Raw genomic sequence first — 24,168 nt, 5'->3', positions numbered from 1 at the left:
GGAGGTTTTTTATAACATTATTTAATTAAATGGTAATTATTGGCTAAATTGAACTGATATCAAAAGTACATTACCTTTTCGAGTAGGTGAACCATTAAAACGCCATTGATATGCAGCATCAATAACAGCATCGTCTATGCTCATATCTCCACTACTAGATTTCAATAACACCACAGTAGGAACACCTTGAGGATCAACATCAAGTTGTAAGATCATATCTCCTGTTTTAGGTGCGGAGTCAGGCGCATTCACTTTTGGTAGTGGCTGATTACTACCTTTGATATTCGCTGATGAGAAATCAACACTAAATGTCCGATTTGATTGCTCAATTTTATCGGTATTCAAAAATGAACGAACAACTTTGCTATTCGGATCTGATGCCGGTATTGCACGTTGAGCTAACTGAATTTGTGTTAAGTCATCACTGAGATAATCATCAGAAGGCTTAACTTCAACACCTTCAGGTAAATAACGCATATCCATTCTTGCTCGTAAGGTTTGATAGCGCTCTAAACGAGCACCCTCAAGTGTATTTATCACCATTCTCATTTCTAGCATTTGCATTAAAGAACTAATACTCTCTTTCGATTTTTGCTGTGCAGCTTTCGCAAATGCACCTGCGGCAATTTCTGGATCTTCATCAAGCCATGTTATTCCCCAACCTAACCAGACATCTTCACGCTCAGGATCTAATGCAATAGCTTGTTCAAAATGAGTACGCGCTTTCAATAATAAAGTTTGCCAATATTCTTTATCTTGCGGATAAATATTAGGTGATCTGGCTAAGTTGTTAGTTCCCACGTTGTAATACTGCAACTCAAAACGCGCAACCATTCTAACAACATCATCGTTATCTTGATTCATAACGAGTTTTTCATTTAAAAAGCGAATACTGTTATCCCAATTTTCATGATTATTCTCGCCATTAGGCAATGTCTGCAACTCTTTTAAGATTGCTTGTAACGTTGCACGCTTTTCTTGCTGTTTTTGCGATAGTCTAGGGTAATAAGAAGCATAAGGATCATAGCTAGAGCGAGTTACTTCTCTTTCATCGTTTAATTCTGGCGCTTGTTTTTTCAATTCTGAATAAACATTTTCGGTAAGTGTTATCCCTTTAGCTTCTTGTCTTGCGTAAGCTTTAACCAGTTTTATCAATGTTGATTGCAGCTTAACAGCATACTCTTTCCAACCAAGGAGAGTGCTTTCAAAACGCACTGTTACACGTTGGCGATATCCGTCTTTATTTGGCATAAAACGCCAATAACGAGCAGCACTCACAGCTTGATCATCGAAAGCATCAACACCACTACTGTTTTGCACCCAAAGCCCTGAAATACGCCCTTGAGGATCAACATCAACGGATAAAATAACCTCTGCGCGGGGGATATATCTTCTGATGGTTGGATAACGGATCTCAGTTAAGTTTTTCACTTCATTAGGTGATTCAACAATCACTTCTCCAGGATACTCTTTTCCCATCATTGATTGCATTTCAAGATAAGTGGTTAAATCATTATTAATTGCATTACTCACTGGTAATCGCTGATTAGCAAGCTTAGTGACTTCTTCTGGTGGTGTACTGTTTTGTCGATAAAAACGATCTTCGATAACACGCGCTTGCAATATTTGATAAATCTGCCGTTGATTTTCAGTAAGCTCTGAAATTGCTTTTTTCAATAATTGTTGTGCTGAAATATCATTATGCCCTTGCTTAGCCTGTTTCAACGTATCGGCTACCATTAAAGCTAACATCGCTTTTTCAATCTGAGCATCGGGGGAACGATGAGCAATATAAGTCAATGCTAAAACTTGCCATGCCTCAGGTGATAAGGGGGCAACAGCAATAACATTAATACCTGATTGCGTTAATTGAGCATCATGACTATTTGAAAGGGAAGCTAATGCCTGAGCAACCATAATCTCAGGTTGATTTAATAGCCAGTCGCCATAAAAATTGAGTGTTTTTAAAGCGTCCGCACGTTCTGGTGTTCCTTTTGTATGAATTAAATAAGCTTCTTTCGCTTTTGTCGCAGCAGTCACATCATCACTAAAATAATCTAATCCTGGTAAAGCTATTCGTGCTTTTTCAATAGCGTTAATAGATGCCAATGCTTTAGCTTGATTAGACCGAATAATTTTACGAATATCATCTTCACTATTAACAACAAAATAATGAAAATTTTGCCATTCAGATTGTTCGATATTTTGTAAAACAAAACGACGACGATCTTCTAATTCATTCTTTGGGATCACCGAAAATGACACACCTAGCGCCATTAAAAGCACTAGCCCTCCGCCAAATAAATAGTAAATATTTTTAGCTCTCCACGATTGCAATAACATAACAATCGTCATAATGAGAGAGCCTAGCCATAATCCCAGTAAGAAATTACGCTCATCAAAGCGAACTGATGCGGGGAGAATTTTACTATTAAAACCATCAATCAAGCTAAAGGTTGAAACTAGGAAGGCTGGCAACCAAAAAGGGAACAGTAACGTTATAACGCCAATAATAATGAGGATCAGCTTTATTCTTTTTTTCATATTATTTTCCCTAAACTATGGCTTTCTTTTCAAAATATGCATTGAAGGGAAAACAAAAATAACTAACAAGATAATGGCTGAAACCATTAAAAACATCACACTCAACATTGTTATTAGTATTTGTTCAATATAATCCGCTTTGATTAAATCCGAGACCCAATTGGGGCCTAACCCACTACTTATACCCTGCGGAATAAAATTCATCAGCAATAATCCAAATATCACAGGAACCAACATGGCAATTGCGGTATGTAAAATAACCCTAGGGACTTTACTTATTGCTTGTTTTATAGCAATAAAAATCGCAGGAGGCTGTCGCGGTTTAGGCGGAGCTGTGCGTCTTGTCGCTTGTCTAACTGTAGCATTTTGTACTCTGGTTTTACCTACCTGCTCTCGTTGCGTTTCATTTTGTTTTTGAGTCGTTGCAACTTGTTGTAATTGAGCTTGTCTTGCACATGCAGCACAGGCTTTACCCGCAAAATGCTGGTGGTTTTTATCTTTCTGACAAACCAACATTTGCTGCTTTTCAGGTTGTGCATATTCATAAAGCGCTGTAGACCATGTTTTGGCGCTTGGTCTTAATGAAGGCGCACCAGAAAACGCTTTATCAAAGAGTGTTCTTAATGTATCGGGTAATTGTTTATGTCCACTCGCCACACTAGGTGTAATTAAATTATGCGCTTTTATACCATAACCGTAAAAACGCCCAGCAATACGCCTTGGAATATCCGTAGGTACAGTGTCGTTTTTAGGGCGACCACTAAAAGGATGAATACCAAAATTAAGCAACTGGAAAATAATTACCGCTAAGGCAAATCGGTCTTGCCACTCTTCCTCTGCTTCAGGAATAGTTTGCTTGGCTTGAAATTCTGGCGCTAAATATTCGACGGTAAATTGTCCTGCGGGATAACGTGTATTCTCACCTTGAATACTAAATCCATCACAATCTAGAAGAGACATATACAAACTTGATTTATAAAACCGCAAATTCAGCGGTTTCATATCAATAATGCGATGCCCTTGTTGATGTAAAGCATCAATCAATGAACAAAGGTTATATGCGAGACTAACTTTTGCCCCCATTCCCGTAGGTAACCCATGTGCTTTGGCTTGGCGTTCTTGAAGAATGTATTCCAATTCAATAGTATTTTTGACATCAAGTTCAGGCATCACAAAGCCAACAAATTGTTTTTGACTATTGTATAAACGAGCTTGGGGCCATGCGAGTTGGATAATAGGAGTATTGTTAACAGAGACAGGCTTTAATGCAGGTTCTAATTTCTGCATCGCCGAGATCTTTTTCAGATAATAAGCTTTATCAATTTTGTCATGATAAACTTTTGAAACTTGGAAAGGTGCGTTATTAATATGGCTAACGCTACCTGCACCACCGCTTTTTATCAAATTACCTATTTGATAAATCTTGCCGTTTTCATCTTGTAGTTGCGTAGATACTGGCTGAGCCATCCCTTTTTTTCTCGCTTTTACCACAACTCTTCATCCCTGATGCAAATAACTAAGGTTTTATCATCACCTGTGATTGAATGTGTTCGAGGATCAGCTAAAGTCCCTGCCAACGCCTCACTTCCGCTATCTTCTGAAACTGTTTTTAAATAACGGATCACGGGGGTAATAAACGGTTCATAAAGGGCATCACACGCTTTATTCATAGCAAAAGGCTGTACACCATCAGACATCAGAATAACTTGTTTTACTGGTTTATTTAGGGGAATAACGCGTAAGTGTGCTTCCCAATTATCTGATGTCACAAACCAAGTTTGATTCGCATATTCTCCGTTTTCTGGCTGTGATACATAACTTGTACCATCGCAGTATTCCACCACAGCAATACCATCACCCAGATGGAACAAATAGCCACTATCATCACCAACCCAACATGCAACCAGTGTTGATGCATATTCATTAAGCGCACACTGTTTTATTTCTGCATATTCGGCAAGCTGGAGGCGAATATCTTCAATAAGTTGCTTAGCCCCTTGTGCTATCTGTTTTTCAGTTAACAAATCAATATTTGGCCACTCTGTAATTCGTAGCGTAAATAACCGAGCAACAAGCTGAGCACCTTGTTCACTATAGCGAGAAGAGCCCGCACCATCACAAACCGCAGCAATAAGATATTCACCTTTGCGACGAATAAAATAAGCATCCTGACAGGGAATTTGACGTTCTTGATGGGCTATGCCTGTCACTGATGCCCCATAAGCTAACCAATCATTCATCAAACAGGTACACTCGCCCAAGAATCAGTTGAAGGTAATTGTGCTGTGCCACCCGGTGTAGATTGAGAAACCACCTGCATACTAGCACTTAGCCATAAGAACAATTCTTTAAATTGCAATCCTTTAAGCATTTTCACACCATTAACACCATTACGGCTAAAGCTCCCCATGACTTCCGCTGATGCACCATCAACCATTATAGGAAATACCGCTGTTTTTTGACTTTCTTCGGCTTGGCGGCAAAGCTGTGCAGCCTGCTCCCATTGGTCTGTCGGAACACCATCAGACATTAAAAACAGCCAAGGACGAGTATAAGCAACACCTGCTTGTTTAAAGCGCTGTTTTTCAGCTTCAATCTCTTCAAGCGCTAGCGTAATGGCTTGCCCCATAGGCGTTGTACCATTTGCTTCTAAAACAGGTGCCGTAAAGTCCATTGCATCTTTCCAATCACCATGAACTGTACATTGGTCATACCCGCCATATTCAATCACTAAAATACGCACACGTTTTGCCGCAATAACATCATTTTTTAGTTCTTGTTCTAGTAGCTTAAGGCCTTCATTTAGTTGTTGAATAGGCTGTCCATACATACTACCAGAGCTATCTAATACTAAGATCAGTGGGGTTCTTTGTTCACTATTATCAACCAAGGCTACGTCAGGGATCATAAGATGCTCCATCATTCAGTTATTATTTTTCATGATAATGATTAATGTAACATAAAGACAAGAAATTCATCAGAAAGAAAAAAGCAATAAATTGAAGATAAAGATATATCTAATAAAAATCTTGCCTTAAAGCTCATTAAGCTAGTTTTTGGCTAAATCTGAGATACTTTTCGAGCTTTTAGATGAAAAAAAACACCTCATTACATAAAGTAAAAAGGTGCTTTTTAATAAACTATTTATGATGTTAATAGTGGATTTTTTGGCGTCCAGCGATAGAGTGCGAAAGCGTTGTACCATCGACCATTTCAAGCTCACCGCCCACGGGAACTCCATGAGCAATTCGGCTAGCAGCAATATCATACTGAGCACAAATTTCAGCAATATAATTGGCTGTAGCTTCACCTTCAACGGTCGGGTTTGTAGCCAAGATCACTTCTGAAATAGTCTCTTGGCTTAAGCGTTCTTCAAGTCTATCTAAACCAATATCCATAGGCCCAATACCATCTAAAGGGGATAAATGCCCCATTAAAACAAAGTATCGCCCCGCAAACTGCCCTGTCTGCTCGATAGCATGAATATCCGCAGGACTTTCGACAACACAAATTTGCCCATTTTGCTGACGGCGAACATTGGCACAGATGGTGCAACGCTCTTCTTCAGTAAAGGTTCGGCAATCACAACAATGACCAATTTCAGACATTGCACGCGTGAGTGCTTGTGCAAGTCGCATACCACCGCTTCTATCACGTTGAAGCAGTTGGAAAGCCATTCGTTGCGCTGATTTAGGCCCGACACCGGGTAAACAACGCAACGCTTCCATTAATGATTCAAGAAGTGGGCTGGTTTGCATTAGAATGGCATCTTAAAGCCTGGTGGTAATTGCATACCGTTAGAAACAGAGGCCATTCTTTCTTTTTGTGTTTCATCAATACGACGCGCAGCATCATTAAAGGCAGCAGCAATCAGATCTTCCAGCATCTCTTTGTCATCTTCTAGCAGGCTAGGATCGATTTCAACGCGACGGCAATTATGAGCACCATTGATAGTAATCTTAACTAAGCCAGCGCCAGATTCACCGGTCACTTCTAAGTTTGCGATCTCTTCTTGCATTTGTTGCATTTTTTCTTGCATTTGTTGGGCTTGCTTCATCAGATTACCCAAACCACCTTTTCCGAACATAATTGTCTCTCTTTGTAAAAGCCACACAGTATGAAGTCATACAACATGTTGCGATTAAACAGGTCGGATACTTTCTTCATCCAGTTCAGCATCAAAATATTGCTGTAATGTTTGAATCGTTTTATCCGTAATAATCGATTGACGCGATAACGCCAATTTTTCATCATAAATGGCTTGTCGCCACTCCAACGGTGTTTTTACCGCTGGATCATCATCTTCTATAATTGTGAGTGAAATTGCTTTTCCATGCAATTCACTTAACGCATTAGTGAGCGTGCGTAACGCATTTGCTGAATTTAAATGTTTCTGTTTAGTTCGTAAATGCAAAATAACGTTTTCTTCACTTACTGTCTCTTTATACGCATTTAATGCCAGTTGTTGTACTAATTTAGGCAGTGGCATTTTGTCAATTTCAGCGGCCCAAGCATCTCTTTCTTGCGACTCTTTAGCAATTTTTGCTGCTAATTCAGGTGTTTTTTCATATTCGAGAACTTCTTTGAGCTCTTTTGGTGAAGAAACAACCTCTTGCGTTGACATTAATTCAGGGTTTTGTGGACGCCACTGATACTCTTCTTTTTTCTTTTTTTCAGGCGCATTAGTCTGACGCTTAGCAACTTGCTGGCGTTTTTCACTCACGGCTGCTAGCCGCTCTAATGCACTAGCAGCCGGCTTAGCCCGATTAGGCGTCGCCGGTTCAGACTTTTTTGGCGGGGTTTGTTGTTCCGTCCCCTTTATTGCCTGCCTTGCTCTTAAAAGTTGTGCTGCAGGGCTATTGCCTAATGAAGCACTATTTTCTGTTGGTGAAGATGGTTTGTGAGCCATTTGAGACGAATGCGTTTGCGCCACTTGCGGGGCGTAATGTTCAGACATTCTATTCGCAGGCAGTGATGCCGAAGGTAACGTTTGTGCTAATGGCGCAGAAGGTATTTCGTCAATCACTGTTTTAGGATGAAAAGCAAGCGCACGTAGTAGCGTCATTTCAACGCCCATACGTCTATCTGGCGCATAAGCCAGCTCTTTTCGCCCTACTAATAAGGTTTGATAATAGAGTTGTAAATCTTGTGGAGAAACAGATTTAGCCAATAAACGTAAGCGCTCTTGAGTAAATTGTGCTTGAGGATCCTCTTCACTTGGCAATAATTGCAACATTGCAATTTGATGTAGTAATGAGAGTGTTTCAACCAAGAGATTTTCCCAGTCAGTACCTCTTGAAGCAACTTCATTAACCAGCGACATAACCTGTTGACCATCGGCTTTTGCCAGCGCTTCAATCAATGCTAAAGGCTGAGCATCATCAATCGTGCCAAGCATTTGGCTAACCACTTCTGCACTGACAACACCTTCGCCACTTGCAATAGCTTGGTCTGTTAAGCTTAATGCATCTCGCATACTGCCATCAGCGGCACGCGCAATAAGTTGACGCGCTCTTACATCATTTTCAATATGCTCAGCTGCAAGCACTTTTTCGAGTTGTGTTGCAATCTGGTCAATATCTAATGCACGCAGATGAAATTGTAAGCAACGCGATAAAATCGTGACAGGTAATTTTTGTGGATCGGTCGTCGCTAATAAGAATTTAACGTGCTCTGGCGGTTCTTCTAATGTTTTTAATAGCGCATTAAAACTGTGACGAGAAAGCATGTGAACTTCGTCGATTAGGTAGACCTTAAAACGTCCACGAGCAGGCGCATATTGAACATTATCAAGCAATTCACGGGTGTCTTCTACCTTAGTACGAGATGCGGCATCGATTTCAATTAAATCGACAAAACGCCCTTGTTCTATTTCAAGACAATTTGCACATTGACCACAAGGTTTACTCGTAATGCCAGTTTCACAATTAAGCCCTTTGGCAAATAATCGGGCAATAGTGGTTTTTCCAACACCTCTTGTGCCAGAAAAAAGATAGGCGTGATGAAGTCGCTGATGATCAAGACCATTAGCTAAAGCCGTCAACACATGACGTTGACCAACAACATCGTTAAAAGTTTGTGGGCGCCACTTACGGGCAAGTACCTGATAGCTCATTGATTCCGCTAAATTTGAACAAGATTTATCTCTATGCTAACACAGGGACGACCTATTGAGCGAGATTTGTAAGAAACAAATGAGATATTGATGAAAGAACCAGCAGAAATTGAAGATAAAATAAAAAGTAACAATTGTGCGGGCAATATACATTTATAAAAATAGAAAAACTTATAAACGATATATAAACACCCGCACTTTTACTTGTGCTTACGATAAGAGCTCATAAGCCCTTCTCTAAACAGTGAAGATATTAATGTCCTGGAAAATCAACCAGTGTAAAGCTGTGAACACCTTGTTTTTCTAAGCGTTCGATACCGCCTAAATCAGGTAAGCAGATAATGAAAGCGGCTTCTGTCACAGTACCACCTAAACGGCGGATAAGACGAGCAGTTGCTTCAATAGTGCCCCCCGTTGCCAGTAAATCATCAACCATTAACACTTTGTCTTGATCCGTAATGCTATCTTTGTGGATCTCTAAAGTATCTGTGCCGTATTCCAGATCATAAGTTTCACTGAGCGTTTCGCGAGGCAATTTACCTTTTTTACGAACAGGAACAAAACCAACACCTAGGCGTAAGGCAACAGGAGCACCAAATAAGAAGCCACGCGCTTCGGTACCCACAACTTTAGTGATACCCTGACCTTGATAGTGTTCTACCAATAAATCAATGGTTGCCTGATATGCAGCAGGATTATCCAATAACGTAGTGATATCACGGAATAATATCCCTTCTTTTGGATAATCAGGAATGGTTTCAATACTGTCTTTAATAAATTGCAGTTGTTGCGCGTTAGCAGTCATAATCAGTGCCATAATAAAAAACGAAACGATAGAATCTATGCAATATGCCGTTAAAATGCAACAGAAAGCCAGTTAACAACTCTTTTTTGTTGCTTTAAGTCAATTCATGTTTTTATCAAAACAGGGACAAGAACCAGATGAATAAACCCGATCCTTTAAGCTTGTTTAAAAAACAGATAGACAATCTTGCCGAAACAGTGGCGCCTATTGCAAACAAAAAAATTGCAGCACCTTGCTTCGACACAGCACTGTTCCACCGCCGAAGTGATTCCCTTGGTGGCTATATGCAACAGATCCGCGATAATTTTACCCAGTTAATCGCTTGTGTTGAAGCACAACGAAGCCAGCAGGTTAAATTTCTGGCCACACAAATCCTACAACAAATTGAAGCATTAACTCGTGAATTATCGACACAAACACTAAGAAAGCAAGAGAACCAGCTTACTCAACGAAAAAAAAGTGTCGATTTATACCAAAAGCTTGCCCAACATCAGGATTATGAACGTCGATTACAATCCATGATCCAAGATAGAGAACTTTCATTAACGCAAGCACAAAGCTTTATAAAGCAACAAGAGTTACAAAAAGAGATTGCTGCGCTTGAAAATCGCCTTGCACGCTGTAAAAACGCCTTGTTTTCTATCGAAAAGAGCATTGAGAAACAAGAAGATAAATTTTAGGGGAAGTGACAATGAGTTTAAAAGAAGCACCTGAGTCTGTTCAATTGGCTGTCGATCTTATCTATTTACTTGAAAGCCACCATATTGATCCTAAAACAGCACTGGAAGCGCTTGAGATTGTGCGCCAAGATTATGAAAAAAAATTGGCGACACAATCTCCCCATTCATCTATTTAATTAAGCGAAAGGCGTATTGGCTTCAGGTGTTGAGCCATCCAGAGGACGTTTTATCTCTTGTACTTCATCACCTTGTTTATTATGCAAATAGACATCAAGTTGGTTAAACGCGATATTGATATTATTTTCATTACATAGCTTATCAATAGCACGGTTAACCTCATCTATTGCAATACTTCTATCACCTAATGTTCTGACATAAAAACGCAAATCATGATTTAGGGTACTTGCCCCAAATTCAGTAAATAGCACCACAGGTTCTGGTTCAGTCATCACTCTGACATTATCTTTAGCGGCTTTCATTAAGATCTCTTTGACCTTATCAAGATCAGATCCATAAGCAACGCCCACTTGAATAATAATACGTGTCACCGTATCAGATAATGTCCAGTTAATAAGTCGCTCGGTTACAAACGCTTTATTTGGAATAATCACTTCTTTTCGATCAAAGTCAGTCACTGTCGTTGCCCTAATACGAATTCGGCTAACTGTACCGGAATAAGTACCAATAGTAACAGTATCACCAATTCTGACAGGCCTTTCGAATAAGATAATTAAGCCAGACACAAAGTTTGCAAATATCTCTTGTAAACCGAACCCTAAACCAACCGTTAAAGCTGCGGCTAACCATTGCAATTTTTCCCATGCTACACCTAATATTCCCAGTGATACGATGGTTCCGATAGCAATAATAATGTAGGTCAAAATAGTTGTGATTGCGTAAGAAGCACCTTGTTGCAGTTTTATGCGAGATAAAATTAATACTTCTAATAACCCCGGTAAGTTTCTCGTCATAAACCAAGAAATTGCCATAATAGAAACAGACAATAATAGATCAGCAACAGTAACTGCCTTAACAACATTACCTAGTTCTGTTGGTAAATTGTAACTCCAGAGCGTTATTCCATCTAAATAGGTAAAGACAGTAATAAAATCAGACCAAATTCCATAGAAACTAGAAGCAAAGATGATAAATAAGATCATCGTTGTTAGTCTTAATGATTGCTGATTGATTTGCTCCATATCCATTGGTGGTTCTTGAATAGGTTCAAGGCTATTATCTTCACCTTCTTTTTTCTCTTTTAACATAGCTTGTCTACGTTCAAGAGCTCGGCGATAAGCAAGCCTTCTAGCGGCAACGGTTAATCCACGTAAACTGGCGTGGTAAGCAATAAACCACAACATAAGCAGATATAAACTGTCGATCCAACGATTTGCCAAACGTAACGCCGTATAGTAATAACCAAAAATAACCAGCCCCATTAAAATTAAAGGCGAAAACGTTAATAAGGTAATCACAACGGTTCTAACAACATGATTGCCTTTCTCTTGCCACATTTCACGGCAAAATGGCAGTGCGCATAAGCTAATACCAAATAGTGAAATAATTGCAATCAACTGCCCAATAACATCGCCCACCAGCAATAATGGATTATTAATCCCATAAGCAGAAAGCAAAATAATAGGCAACATAGGAAGAGAGAGTCGCAATAAACGCTTACGGTTTTGTTGGACTCGTTCCATAGGAATTTTGAAATGTTTTACAGCAACACCATCGTCAGACATTAAGCGATAAGACCATTCAAACATCAACCAAAATACCGCAAATTGCCAAGCGAAAGACCAGATAAATTCTTGTTGCACATTAAAGCTATTGATTAGCCAATATCCTATTGCTAAGACGAAACAAGATAACGGTAATGTTTTTAGAAAGACAATTCCCAGCGCGAGTGGGGTATGTAACTGGGAATCTTTATTGAGTTTATTAATATCCCCATTGAGTTTTTCAAACTGGGTATCGAGTTTCTTACGTTGCCAAATCAGTATTGAACCGAACAAAATTAGTGCGATAAGAACAGGAAGTGATTTCTTAGCCCCGATCAGCAGATTTTCATTTGACCAATTAAGTTTAAAACCTTGAAACTCAGCAACTGCCTGAGCAGGAAATGTTGAGAACCAATTGAGATTAATTGGCTTATTACTGCTTACCCAGAAAATTTGCTGAGCCAATGTATTTTCAAGAGAACTCACCACACTGCGTAATTGCTGTTGATCCATTTGTAGGTTAATCGAACCCGAGATTTGATTACCCAATTGATTATTGAGCTTATCAAGCAATTCACGTCGAGCATCAACAAGTAATTCTAACGCACTACGCAGCTCTTTTTGTGCATTGGGATCTGTTACTTCAGGATGAGTAGCTTGGTATTCATGCATCAACTGGTCAATATAAATACTTGGCTGTATTATCTGATCGCGTTGTTTGTTTATTTCAAACTGCTCTAAACGTAAGTCTGCAATTTTATCCGGCAGATTATTAATGAAAATACCATCAGGTAAATCGACCTGCTCTTCAAATAAAATACGAGAAAGCAATAAGCTTCCTTTAAGCACATCAATTTGTTCTTTTAAATTTCGTTCAGATTGAATAGCTCTGTCTAAACGATTTTTGACCATTAGACTATGGCTGTTTAACTCATTATTATTTTGCGTTGTAACAATCAGCTTATCACTAAGACGTTTATTAATTTCTGTTTGCGCTAAATAAAAAGGATTACTATTAATCGCTTGATTTTCAAGTCCTGTACTTTGCGCTTCTTTCGCCGTTTCTTCTGAACTGTCTAAACGCTTATCACTAATCTCATCTTGAATGAGTTGAGCATGTTCTTGGGAAAGATCAATGTAAGCAGAACTATAATCACGTTGAAGCTGTAATAAACTTTGCAACTGTACATTAGATTGTAAGGTACGTTTTTGATAATTATTCTGTTGTTGAAGGTAATATTGTTCTAATTGTAATAATTGTACTGCAGAAGGTCGCATTTGCGCTTTATCTGCACTGCTTTTATTCAATAATGTTCTTATTTGTTGCAGTCTTTCTGAGTTATTAAATAAAACAGATTGCGCCCTTTCTGGTTGTGTTTGTAACACAATAAGTTCATTGCTGTAATTTGCTAAATCATCTTGCGCTTTTTGTAATGATTGTAAGACAGTCTCTAATTGTGACTCTAACGTTGCTAACGGTAATGCTTCTAGTGATTTTTGATAGTCTTCCGCTTCTTTATTAGCGACTTTCTGTTTTAACTGATTAAGTTGATATTGTGCATTACGCAGTTTTTCAGGTAATTGCTCTACGTTTTTATCATAACTTGCTAATTTTTTTTCTAACTGTTGAATGTTATCAAGTAATAAGAGCGATTGTTCAAAGTCAGCAATCGTTAATTTATCTTCAGCACTTAACTCACTACGTTTGTTTAATAAATTAAGCTGATTTTGAATACTTTCTTGGGTAGGTAAATTACTAGGTGTCGCAGCTAAAACAGAGGTGGTTGAGAAACTCAAAAAAATAAACATAATAATCGTGGCGAAGATAATCGTCATTATTCGATTATTGAACTGAGAAAAAAAAGTTTGAGTACGCATGGTTAAGCAACTTGTTCAATTAATATTGAAAAACTGTTTATTATTATAATCCAATTGCTTCAAATTGGCAGTGTAAACAGCACAAGTTGCTTGATTTGTTTCTCGCCTGAGAAAACGAAATGGTGATCAGAAAGTCAGTATTTTATCAGCGTCTAATGTCCACTGAGCTAAATCTACTAATGTGCCTAATTCTGCACCATCAACAAGTGGTAAATCACTGATACCACGAGTATCTGTACATGTTTTACAGAGTTTAACTGGAACGTTCTGGGCAGTTAGAATTTCCAACATTTGCTGTAAGTTATAACCTTCTTTAGGTTGTTGACGAGCTAAAGCCCCAGTCACAGCGTCTGACATTAAAAAAATATTTAATTCAGTTTCTGGATGCTGTTCTTTTAATGTTATTGATAAACGCAGTGCATTAAATAATGATTCATTACCATAAGCTGCACCGTTAGCAATAACTAATACTTTACTCATAAACATCTTCCTCAAATTTAATAATAAATTAAGATGGCACTGATATTCTCATATTTGCGCTGTGCTTTATCATATCAATAAAGCTATCAACCAAATATTGACATTCATCTTTGATAGAAAAACTTTCTGGTGAAAATAACCAGTTTTCGGCAAGACCTGTCATCATTGCTCTTAACATGATGGCGGATCTTCTTAAGTTAAGGTCGGCAGGAAGTTGTTTTTTTTCAATACAACGAGATAAAGACTGTTCTATTCTGGAGTAATCGGCTGCACACAATTCTCTGCGAATTTCAACAATTGGTGTCATTTCACCGACAAATTCGCATTTATGGAAATATATTTCTAAAAGTGCATTATGTTTGGGATCTTCTACAATTGATGTCAATATGTAAATAAGCAATTCTCTTAATACAAATAGTGGATCATCTGGGTATTTTGTTTGATACTCTATTTCTAAAGATTCTATTTTTAAGTCGGTGAGTTCGCACGCTTCAGTAAATAAATCCACTTTATTTTTAAAGTGCCAATATATTGCGCCACGGGTAACACCTGCCGCGGATGCAATATCTGAAAGTGATGTGGCAGAAACGCCTTGCACAGTAAACAACCTAAGTGCAGCATCAATAATCTGCTGTTTTGTTTCTTGTGCCTGCCGTTTAGTTTTTCGTGCCATTAATCCTCGATTTTGACTGAAGTTAATTTACATACATTCATGTATGTTTGTACTATACATCGCAACCAATCATCAACTTAATTATTTTTATCCCGGGAAACAACGTTTGAATAGAGGTTTTCTTATGCGAAAAAACAGAGGGGTTTTGCCTCTGGCTCTGTTAGTGCTATCAGGCAGCTTGGTTCTTGCTGGATGTGACGACAAAGCTAAACAGTCTGCTGGGGGTCCACCTCCTGCACCGGCTGTCGGTGTTGTGACTTTAGGGGCGCAAGCTCTGACAATCACAACTGATTTACCTGGTCGTACATCAGCCTTCCGTATTGCTGAAGTTCGTCCTCAAGTTGGCGGCATTATTTTAAAACGCAATTACACCGAAGGTAGCTATGTAGAAGCAGGTACATCTTTGTACCAAATCGACCCAGCTATGTTTGAAGCAACTTTAAATAGTGCGCAAGCTGAACTAGCGAAAGCTAAAGCTAATGCTGAAATAGCTCGTCTCACTGTGGAGCGTTATAAGCCTCTGCTGGGTACAAACTATGTCAGTAAACAAGATTTTGATACCGCAACTTCTCAGTATGCACAAGCTGTCGCTGCTGTTAGAGCGGGCGAAGCAGCTGTCACAACGGCAAAGATTAATCTTGAATATACGAAAGTAACGGCTCCAATTTCAGGTCGTTCGGGTAAATCAACGGTGACTGAAGGCGCCCTTGTCGCTCCAGGTCAACAAGTCGCGCTGACAACTGTTCAGCAAATCGATCCGATTTACGTCAATGTGACACAGTCGAGTGAAGATTACCTGAAACTCAAAAATGAAATTGAAAGTGGCGTTATTCGTCAAGAGCAAGGCAAACCTGTTGTTCATTTAACACTGACTAATGGGCAAGCTTACGCACAGAAAGGTCATTTAGAATTTTCTGATGTGACTGTTGATGAGACAACAGGCTCAATTACTATGCGTGCTATCGTACCTAACCCAAATGGGGAATTATTACCAGGTATGTTTGTTCGTACTAAGTTAGAAAATGGTATTCGCCAAAATGCAGTTTTGATCCCACAACAAGCTGTGATTCGTACAGCCCGTGGTGATGCAACAGCAATGATTGTTAATAAAGACAACGTTGTTGAAGTTCGTACCATCGAAGTGTCACAAGCTGTTGGTAATAAATGGCTCGTTAATAATGGTGTTCAGGCTGGTGATCGCGTTATCGTTTCTGGATTGCAAAAAGCAAAACCAAAAATGACAGTAACGCCTCAAGAAGAGAATTTAGATGCAAAGCCATCACCTGAACAAACTGAGCCAGCTAAGAATCCTCAATAAGGAGTCGGTGATCCATGCCTAAGTTTTTTATAGATAGACCGATATTTGCGTGGGTAATTGCGATAATTACCATGCTCGCAGGTCTTCTGGCACTCATCAAACTGCCTGTTGCCCAGTATCCAACGATTGCGCCGCCAGCGATTTCTATCTCTGCGGTTTATCCTGGTGCTGACGCCACCACCGTGCAGAACACCGTTACCCAAGTTATCGAACAGAATATGAATGGTATCGATAACATGGTGTATATGTCTGCGACCAGTGACTCAGCAGGTATGATGAATATCACTCTGACCTTTGAAGCAGGTACTGACCCTGATATCGCGCAAGTACAGGTGCAGAATAAACTGCAACTTGCCATGCCGTTATTACCTCAGGAAGTGCAACAACAAGGGATTAGTGTTGATAAATCCTCAAGTTCATTCTTGATGGTTGCAGGATTCATCTCAAGTGACGGTTCAATGTCACAAGATGATATTGCAGACTATGTGGGTGCAACGATTAAAGACCCGTTAAGCCGTGTAACCGGTGTGGGTGAAACCCAGTTATTTGGTACCCAATACGCAATGCGTATTTGGTTAGATCCAGATAAATTGGTGAAATATAACATGACAACACTTGACGTTATTGGTGCAATTAGAGCGCAAAATAACCAAGTGGCTGCGGGTCAATTAGGGGGCACACCTCCTGTTCCTGGTCAGCGTTTAAACGTATCTATTATTGCTCAAACTCGACTTAATACCGCAGAGCAATTTGGCGACATCCTGATGAAAGTCAACACTGACGGTTCGCAGGTTAAGCTAAAAGATCTGGGTATTGTTGAAATGGGGGCTGAAAACTACAGCACTATTGCTCGCTTTAATGGCCTACCTGCTTCTGGTATTGGTATTAAGTTAGCAACAGGAGCTAACGCATTAGATACCGCGACAGCTGTACGTGCTGCATTAGCTGAAATGGAACCGTTCTTCCCTGCGGGATTAGAGGTCGTTTATCCTTATGATACAACGCCATTCGTTAAGATCTCTATTTTCGAAGTGGTAAAAACGCTTATTGAAGCCATCATGCTGGTATTCGTAGTTATGTATCTGTTCTTACAGAACTTCCGTGCTACGTTAATCCCAACAATTGCAGTACCTGTTGTATTGTTAGGTACTTTCGCCATACTCTCGGCGTTTGGTTATTCGATAAATACCTTGACGATGTTTGCGATGGTGCTTGCCATCGGGCTTCTGGTGGATGACGCCATCGTTGTGGTAGAAAACGTCGAACGTGTTATGCAAGAAGAAGGTTTATCACCTAAAGAAGCAACACGTAAATCTATGGGACAAATCCAAAGTGCTCTGGTCGGTATCGCCCTAGTGCTTTCAGCGGTATTTATTCCAATGGCATTCTTTGGTGGTTCAACTGGTGCGATTTATCGCCAGTTCTCTATCACTATCGTATCAGCAATGGTGCTGTCTGTTTTCGTTGCCTTGATTTTAACACCTGCACTTTGTGCAACGATGTTAAAACCTGTACCGAAAGGTAGTCATGGTGTGCAAACTGGTTTCTTTGGTTGGTTTAACCGTACCTTTGAAAAGAGTAGTCATCACTATACTGACAGCGTATCCCGTACACTTCGTGGTACTGGTCGTTACTTATTAATTTACGTTTTATTAGTGGCTGGTATGGCGTTAATGTTTATTCGCTTACCTGCATCGTTCTTACCCGAAGAAGACCAAGGGGTATTACTGACAATGGTTCAGTTACCTGCGGGTTCAACACAAGAACAAACACAAGACGTTCTGGAAAGAGTAAATGACTACTTCAATACCGATGAAAAAGAGCTCGTTAAATCTGTCTTTATCGTAAGTGGCTTCGGCTTCGGTGGTCAAGGGCAAAATATGGGCCTAGTCTTCGTTGTATTGAATGATTGGAGTGAGCGTAAAGCAGATGAAGACAAAGTTCCGGCAATTGTAGGGCGTGCCAATATGGCATTATCCCAAATTAAGGAAGCCTTTGTTTACTCATTTAATATTCCAGCAATTGTTGAGTTAGGTTCTGCGGGTGGTTTCGAATTCGAGTTAGTGGATAAAGCCAACCTCGGTCACGATAAACTCATGGAAGCTCGAAATCAATTACTCGGAATGGCAGCGCAACAGCCTGAAATGTTAATGGGTGTGCGTCCTAATGGTCAGGAAGATACATCACAGTATCGTCTATATATTGACCTAGAGAAAGCACAAGCTCAAGGTGTTGCAATTAGCGATATCTATTCAACATTAGGTACCATGTTTGGTGGTAGTTACGTTAACGACTTTATCGACCGTGGTCGTGTTAAGAAAGTTTACGTTCAAGCTGAATCACAATTCCGCATGTTGCCACAAGATATTGGTAATCTTTATGTTCGTAACAATGTCGGTCAGATGGTTCCATTCTCATCATTCATTGATACAAGTAAAGATCCTTGGTTATACGGTTCTCCTCGTTTAGAGCGTTATAACGGTTTACCAGCAGTTCAAATTCAAGGTAGTGCAACACCAGGTCAAAGTAGTGGTGACGCAATGCTGATGATGGAAGATCTCGCCAGTAAATTACCAAGCGGTATCGGCTATGAATGGACAGGAATGTCATATCAAGAACGTTTATCAGGTAACCAGGCTCCAGCGCTGTATACCATTTCCTTGATAGTCGTATTCCTTTGCCTTGCTGCTCTTTATGAAAGCTGGTCAGTACCGTTCTCAGTTATGTTAGTCGTTCCACTGGGTGTTATCGGTGCGCTTGCATTAACATCACTCAGAGGTCTTGAAAACGACGTTTACTTTAAGGTTGGGCTCTTAACAACCATTGGGTTATCGGCGAAAAACGCAATATTAATTGTTGAATTCGCCAAAGATCTGATGGAGAAAGAAGGCAAAGGACTCATAGAAGCAACGTTAGACTCCGTAAGAATGCGTCTACGTCCAATTCTAATGACTTCATTGGCCTTTATGTTAGGGGTTATTCCTCTGGTATTAAGTAACGGCGCAGGTTCTGGTGCTCAGAACTCCGTAGGTACAGGTGTATTTGGTGGTATGATTGCCGCAACTTCCCTTGCTATCTACTTCGTTCCTATTTTCTTCGTCGTGATCCGTAGACGATTCGCGAAGAAAAATGAAGATTTAGAGCATCCAAATCATTCACACTAATTTGAATGAATTTGAGTGAGAATGCCAAAAAGGTCGCGAAAGCGACCTTTTTCTTTATCTATTGATGTCTTGTTTTAAATGAAAACTTATCTCATTATATTATTTTTAGGAAATATCTCTTTAATCAATAAATTTATTTTATTTTTTTTCTTATATGTGACTTTTTGTCAAAATTAAACAGTTCTGTTATTTATAAATAACAGCGATAATTATGCCTCTATTGCACGCTTAAACATTCAAATCATAATAAAAACAAAGACAATCATTACGTTAAGAAAAACACTCTTTAATTGAGATTTATTGATTTTTACGAAAATAGACAAAATTCTGTTGTTCAGATAGTGACTTATGCAATAATAGTGCTATATTAAGCAAAGAAATACTTATTGTATAAATTTTAAACTCATTAGAGTGCAATTGAGTGCTTAGTATTATCTTTTGATATGCTATTACTTTGTTAGAAATAATAAATATAACTATTAAACTCTTTTAGCATATGAGTAAATATAAACACCCATTTTCAAGTTTATGTTTTTTTATTAATCCATTAATGAATTATGTGATGTCTCTCGTTAATAAGTTCAATTTTAAGTATTTATCATTATTAATGAATATTTTCTATTAATTCAATTACGATATGTTATGGACGAATATTCACCAGAAAAAGTAGATTTAGCTGAATTGTCATTTTTATGTGAAGAGCTATTGCAGCAAGCTTTAGGCTCATTAGATAAAGGTAGCACAGTTTGGCACAACGATCTGAGTAGCACAAAAAGCGTTGACCTTAATGTCCTAATTGAACACATTATGGACTTTAGTTGGAAATTTAAGATTAAATACCCAGATAAACATGCCATTAATACGCTTATAGATGAGTACCTTGAAGAGACTTATCGTTTATTTGGTAATACATCAATTTCTTACTCAGATATCAATAATTGGAAAGAGTTAAACTTGTCACTTTTAACTCTCATTGCCAAAAACCCAAAAAGTTATATTAAGTAAATTTAATTATCTTTAGTTTTATTTTAATAATAGAGAAAAGACAACATGACTAAGACAGACTATCTAATGCGTTTAAGAAAATGTACTTCAATCGAAACATTAGAGCGTGTGATTGAAAAAAACAAATATGAATTATCTGATGATGAACTGGAGCTGTTTTATTCAGCCGCAGACCACCGTTTAGCCGAACTCACAATGAATAAGCTATATGATAAAATCCCAGCGTCTGTTTGGAAATTTGTAAGATAATCTAGTTCTATTTAATTACCTTAGCTTTATTTTTGCTATTTTTATTTTTTATAGTAGTAGGGTTATTATTGCTTAATTTAGATATCGTTTTATTCACGTTTTCTTATCAGTAGAATGATTACACACCATCATGCCGTTGACTTATTACGGCATGACTGCATTGCTTTACCCGAATATTCCTTCCATTTATAAACACTACCGTAAATTTTCCAATAATAAATTGATACATTGAGCATACTATTTTCTATTCAATAATATTGACTCTTAAACCTAAAGAAAACAGCGCTCAAAAACACGTATAGTAAGTTAAAATATAAAGGGAAATAAATAACCTTAGGAGATAATAATTATGAGAGATTAGAAATTATGAAGGACTAGAAATTGGGTGGGGCCTTGCCAGCGACATCCCGGCACACGCGACACCTGCCATGGCTGCTTCCTTCCGGACCTGACCGAGTTAACAAGTTAGCGTTGCGGGAGAACCAACAAGACCCCATAGATTGTCTTATTGCTAAGACGACACGCATTATGTTTTAAACTGACTTAAATAGCAAGGAAAGCAAGCCTAAGTGATGATTAATTATCCAAATATGTACTCACTGATTATTCAATTGCCTTTAACGCTCTTTTTTCCTCTCATAAATTCATCAGAGGGTATTCAATAAGCTGATAAATAATAATCTCCATCAACTCTGTGCATTTATCATTAGGTTGCGATCTAAGAGAAAAAAGGGAGATTATTTTTTATCTTCTTAGGATTGTATATAATCAACTTTATAAAAAATAACCAGATCTAATGATACAGGTACACTATGAGTCAAGCATTGAAAGATCTCATCAATTTGATGGCACTTGAAAAAATAGAAGAAGGTCTATTTAGAGGTCAAAGCGAAGATTTAGGATTACCTCAAGTTTTTGGTGGGCAAGTAGTAGGACAAGCACTATACGCTGCAAAACAGACAATTGCTGATAACCGTTATATCAACTCATTTCATAGCTACTTTTTACGTCCTGGTGATAGCCATAAGCCTATCGTTTATGATGTAGAATTTATCCGTGATGGTGGCTCATTTAGCACTCGTAGAGTCAGTGCGATCCAGCACGGTAAGCCTATTTTCTATATGACGGTTTCTTTTCAAGAATTTGAAGAAGGTTTTGAACATCAAGATGCAATGCCAGATGTTCCTTTTCCAAATGAACTTATTTCACAACATGAGATTTTAAAGAAATTAGCGCCTAAATTACCTGAACCGATTAAATCTTTAGCACTACGAGAAACGCCTTTTGAGGCGCGTCCAGTGCAATATTTTAGCCCTTTTGGCTACTCTAAAGCGCCTGCTGAACGTTATGTTTGGTATCGTAGTCGTGGTGAAATGCCATCTGATCCTTTCTTGCATCAATACTTGCTTGGCTATGTCTCTGATTTTGACTTTTTACCAACCGCTCTCCAACCTTATGGTTTAGGCTTTATGGATACAAGCCTGCAAGTTGCTACAATTGACCATTCGATGTGGTTTCATCGTCCATTCCGTGTGGATGATTGGTTGCTTTATGTGATTGAAAGTCCTTCAGCATCAGGTGGTAGAGGATTTGTGAGAGGTAAATTCTTTAATACAAACGGTCAGCTAGTAGCATCTTCTGTTCAGGAAGGAGTTATTCGCCAAAAACGTACTAAACATTCAAAATAATATTTTGGCATATTCCCCCCTCAAAAGAGGGGGAATAGACAATTACTGCTGATAAGCTCTTTCACCATGAGTTGTTAAATCTAATCCATCATGCTCTTCCTCTTCAGAAACGCGTAACCCCACCAGCTTATCTGCGATTTTAAAACTGATATAAGCAACAGCACCAGACCAAATTACTGTAATCACAACACTCATTAATTGAATTAAAACCTGTTTACTCAGTGTCATACCATCGCTATACCCTACACCACCTAAAAATGAAGCTGTAAATATCCCTGTTAATAGGCAACCTGCAATACCGCAAGTACCATGAATACCAAAAACATCACAAACATCATCGGCTTTTAACCAACGCTTCAAAACAACAACCCCCCAAAGCCCAATAATCCCTCCCATTACACCAATAAATAAAGCGCCCATCACTCCAACTGTGCCAGCAGCAGGCGTAATCGCCACTAACCCTGCAATACAACCTGAACAACCACCTAACATAGAGGGCTTACCTCTGGTTATCCATTCTGATGCAGTCCAAGAAAGTACGGCTCCCGCTGTTGCAACTACCGTATTTAAAAACGCTAAAGCTGCAATCGCATTTGCACTGCCAGCAGAGCCTGCATTAAAACCGAACCAACCGATATAAAGTACAGCCGTACCTGTAAAAACCATGGGCAAATTATGAGGTTTAAGCGCTGTATGCTGACTATCACGTCGTTTTCCAAGTAAGTAAGCACCAACAAGAGCTGCAATAGCAGCATTAATATGTACGACGGTTCCCCCAGCAAAATCTAATGCACCATCATCGATTAACCAGCCACCTTCTCCCCATACCATATGAGCAATAGGGATATAAGAAAAAGTGAACCAAATAATCGTAAAAATAAGCAATGCAGAAAAACGAATGCGCTCTCCTAATGCTCCAACAATTAATGCAACAGTGATAACAGCAAACGATCCTTGAAAAGCAACATGCACATACTGATTAATTGAACCAGAGAGTGAATCCAGTGATACGTTATTCAAAAAAGTAAGTGACCACCCACCCCAGACTTTATTGCCCACAGTAAAAGCCAAACTATAGCCAAAAGTTATCCAAAGAATGACCACAACACTAAAGATCATCATCACTTGTGTGATCAAAGAAAGTACGTTTTTACTTCTTAGTAATCCTCCATAAAACAAGGCGATACCGGGTATAGTCATAAAGAAAACCAAAGCAGTACATATCAACATAAAACCATTATCGGCTTTATCAACAGTCACTGTTTCAGTCGCAAATACAGATGAAGAAAAGTGTGTAAGCACTAACATTAATAGCAAAGAAAGTAAGCGTTTCATCGAATATCTCCTTTAAAGTGCTTCATCACCAGATTCACCGGTACGAATACGGACTGCCTGCAATAATTCCAAAACAAAAATTTTTCCATCTCCTACTTTTCCTGTATCTGTCGCTTGCATAATCACTTGCATAACAGGCTCAAGTTGTTCATCACAAATAGCGAGTTCTATTTTTACTTTGGGCAGAAAATTAACTTCGTATTCTGCTCCTCTATATAGCTCTGCATGTCCTTTCTGTCGCCCATATCCCTTTACTTCACTGATTGTCATTCCCTTTATGCCTAACTCAGAAAGTGACTCTCGTACTTCTTCTAATTTAAATGGCTTAATAATGGCGATGATATATTTCATATAAACCTCGTCGATATTTGAAAGAGCAAAGTCTATATAGCAAAGCAAAAGATATGCCACTATTTAATTGATTGATATTTATAAAAAAATAAATATTTAAAACAATTAAAGTGAAAAGATTCACCGAATTGGTGCAAAAAGATGACGGCTATTTTGCTCAAA

At 38.7% G+C, this 24,168-nt stretch carries 20 protein-coding genes and 1 other RNA gene; 7 read left to right on the top strand and 14 right to left on the bottom strand.

From position 1 onward, the window contains the following. Nucleotides 1-36: 36 nt before the first annotated feature. From GWJ01_RS13740 to apt, 8 genes are all read right to left on the bottom strand, one after another. Entirely contained in the window at nucleotides 37-2,544 is a 2,508-nt protein-coding gene (locus GWJ01_RS13740) for a TonB family protein (protein WP_109401292.1), read from the bottom strand. 15 nt (nucleotides 2,545-2,559) lie between these two features. Next, a complete protein-coding gene (locus tag GWJ01_RS13735; RefSeq protein ID WP_161711200.1) occupies nucleotides 2,560-4,011 on the bottom strand; it encodes a DNA-binding protein in 1,452 nt (483 codons plus the stop codon). 17 nt (nucleotides 4,012-4,028) lie between these two features. Continuing rightward, on the bottom strand, nucleotides 4,029-4,784 hold the full coding sequence (locus GWJ01_RS13730; protein WP_161711199.1) for a PP2C family serine/threonine-protein phosphatase: 756 nt from the start codon (nucleotides 4,782-4,784) through the stop codon (nucleotides 4,029-4,031). Further along, on the bottom strand, nucleotides 4,784-5,452 hold the full coding sequence (locus GWJ01_RS13725; protein ID WP_227336451.1) for a vWA domain-containing protein: 669 nt from the start codon (nucleotides 5,450-5,452) through the stop codon (nucleotides 4,784-4,786). Before GWJ01_RS13725 ends, GWJ01_RS13730 begins: the two co-directional genes overlap by 1 nt. A 244-nt stretch (nucleotides 5,453-5,696) precedes the next feature. Next, the gene (gene recR, locus GWJ01_RS13720; protein WP_069368552.1) at nucleotides 5,697-6,302 is read right to left on the bottom strand and encodes a recombination mediator RecR; all 606 of its coding nucleotides are present in this window, start codon (nucleotides 6,300-6,302) and stop codon (nucleotides 5,697-5,699) included. After that, a complete protein-coding gene (locus GWJ01_RS13715; RefSeq protein WP_023580840.1) occupies nucleotides 6,302-6,631 on the bottom strand; it encodes a YbaB/EbfC family nucleoid-associated protein in 330 nt (109 codons plus the stop codon). The genes recR and GWJ01_RS13715 overlap by 1 nt, the downstream gene beginning before the upstream one ends. 54 nt (nucleotides 6,632-6,685) lie before the next feature. Beyond that, on the bottom strand, nucleotides 6,686-8,659 hold the full coding sequence (gene dnaX / locus GWJ01_RS13710) for a DNA polymerase III subunit gamma/tau (RefSeq protein WP_109401296.1): 1,974 nt from the start codon (nucleotides 8,657-8,659) through the stop codon (nucleotides 6,686-6,688). A 253-nt stretch (nucleotides 8,660-8,912) separates the two neighbouring features. Beyond that, a complete protein-coding gene (apt, locus tag GWJ01_RS13705; RefSeq protein ID WP_036911661.1) occupies nucleotides 8,913-9,464 on the bottom strand; it encodes an adenine phosphoribosyltransferase in 552 nt (183 codons plus the stop codon). Nucleotides 9,465-9,601: 137 nt separating this feature from the next. Between apt and priC the strand changes: the two genes are divergently transcribed. Together priC and rsmS are read left to right on the top strand one after the other, a co-directional pair. After that, nucleotides 9,602-10,144 (top strand): primosomal replication protein PriC, encoded by a 543-nt coding sequence (gene priC, locus GWJ01_RS13700; RefSeq protein ID WP_098941091.1) that lies wholly within the window; start codon nucleotides 9,602-9,604, stop codon nucleotides 10,142-10,144. An 11-nt stretch (nucleotides 10,145-10,155) separates the two neighbouring features. Next, on the top strand, nucleotides 10,156-10,320 hold the full coding sequence (gene rsmS / locus GWJ01_RS13695; protein WP_109393265.1) for a pleiotropic regulatory protein RsmS: 165 nt from the start codon (nucleotides 10,156-10,158) through the stop codon (nucleotides 10,318-10,320). Here the strand turns inward: rsmS and mscK are convergent, their stop codons facing one another. The 3 genes from mscK to acrR all read right to left on the bottom strand — a co-directional run bounded on the left by mscK (nucleotide 10,321) and on the right by acrR (nucleotide 14,896). Continuing rightward, nucleotides 10,321-13,743 carry a mechanosensitive channel MscK gene (gene mscK, locus GWJ01_RS13690; protein WP_109393264.1) on the bottom strand — a complete coding sequence of 1,141 codons (3,423 nt, stop codon included), beginning with the start codon at nucleotides 13,741-13,743 and terminating at the stop codon, nucleotides 10,321-10,323. A gap of 126 nt (nucleotides 13,744-13,869) precedes the next feature. Beyond that, the gene (locus GWJ01_RS13685) at nucleotides 13,870-14,223 is read right to left on the bottom strand and encodes a DsrE/DsrF/TusD sulfur relay family protein (protein ID WP_023580846.1); all 354 of its coding nucleotides are present in this window, start codon (nucleotides 14,221-14,223) and stop codon (nucleotides 13,870-13,872) included. 28 nt (nucleotides 14,224-14,251) lie between these two features. Continuing rightward, on the bottom strand, nucleotides 14,252-14,896 hold the full coding sequence (acrR, locus tag GWJ01_RS13680; protein ID WP_109393263.1) for a multidrug efflux transporter transcriptional repressor AcrR: 645 nt from the start codon (nucleotides 14,894-14,896) through the stop codon (nucleotides 14,252-14,254). Nucleotides 14,897-15,020: 124 nt separating this feature from the next. Between acrR and GWJ01_RS13675 the strand changes: the two genes are divergently transcribed. The 4 genes from GWJ01_RS13675 (at nucleotide 15,021) to GWJ01_RS13660 (ending at nucleotide 20,632) form a co-directional block, all read left to right on the top strand. Continuing rightward, complete coding sequence (locus tag GWJ01_RS13675) at nucleotides 15,021-16,214, top strand: efflux RND transporter periplasmic adaptor subunit (protein ID WP_109401298.1); 1,194 nt, start codon at nucleotides 15,021-15,023, stop codon at nucleotides 16,212-16,214. A gap of 14 nt (nucleotides 16,215-16,228) precedes the next feature. Further along, nucleotides 16,229-19,378 (top strand): efflux RND transporter permease subunit, encoded by a 3,150-nt coding sequence (locus tag GWJ01_RS13670; RefSeq protein ID WP_161711198.1) that lies wholly within the window; start codon nucleotides 16,229-16,231, stop codon nucleotides 19,376-19,378. Between the two features lie 642 nt (nucleotides 19,379-20,020). Continuing rightward, nucleotides 20,021-20,383 carry an Hha toxicity modulator TomB gene (gene tomB, locus GWJ01_RS13665; protein WP_109393261.1) on the top strand — a complete coding sequence of 121 codons (363 nt, stop codon included), beginning with the start codon at nucleotides 20,021-20,023 and terminating at the stop codon, nucleotides 20,381-20,383. A gap of 45 nt (nucleotides 20,384-20,428) precedes the next feature. Then, nucleotides 20,429-20,632, top strand: a complete 204-nt coding sequence (locus GWJ01_RS13660; RefSeq protein ID WP_006535062.1) for an HHA domain-containing protein — start codon at nucleotides 20,429-20,431, stop codon at nucleotides 20,630-20,632. 391 nt (nucleotides 20,633-21,023) lie between these two features. On the opposite strand, the gene ffs is transcribed toward GWJ01_RS13660, so the two are convergent. Beyond that, nucleotides 21,024-21,120, bottom strand: an RNA gene (gene ffs / locus GWJ01_RS13655) — signal recognition particle sRNA small type. Between the two features lie 324 nt (nucleotides 21,121-21,444). Here ffs and tesB point away from each other — a divergent pair. Then, nucleotides 21,445-22,320, top strand: coding sequence for an acyl-CoA thioesterase II (gene tesB / locus GWJ01_RS13650; protein WP_088493671.1), 876 nt, complete (start codon nucleotides 21,445-21,447; stop codon nucleotides 22,318-22,320). 42 nt (nucleotides 22,321-22,362) lie between these two features. On the opposite strand, the gene amtB is transcribed toward tesB, so the two are convergent. Further along, nucleotides 22,363-23,655 (bottom strand): ammonium transporter AmtB, encoded by a 1,293-nt coding sequence (amtB, locus tag GWJ01_RS13645; RefSeq protein ID WP_098941102.1) that lies wholly within the window; start codon nucleotides 23,653-23,655, stop codon nucleotides 22,363-22,365. A 12-nt stretch (nucleotides 23,656-23,667) separates the two neighbouring features. Further along, nucleotides 23,668-24,006, bottom strand: a complete 339-nt coding sequence (gene glnK / locus GWJ01_RS13640) for a P-II family nitrogen regulator (RefSeq protein WP_098941103.1) — start codon at nucleotides 24,004-24,006, stop codon at nucleotides 23,668-23,670. Nucleotides 24,007-24,168: the final 162 nt, after the last annotated feature.

Source organism: Proteus sp. G2618, from assembly GCF_009915995.1.
In the GTDB taxonomy this organism is placed as follows: Bacteria; Pseudomonadota; Gammaproteobacteria; order Enterobacterales; family Enterobacteriaceae; genus Proteus; species Proteus terrae.
This window is presented reverse-complemented; position numbering and strand designations above follow the sequence as displayed.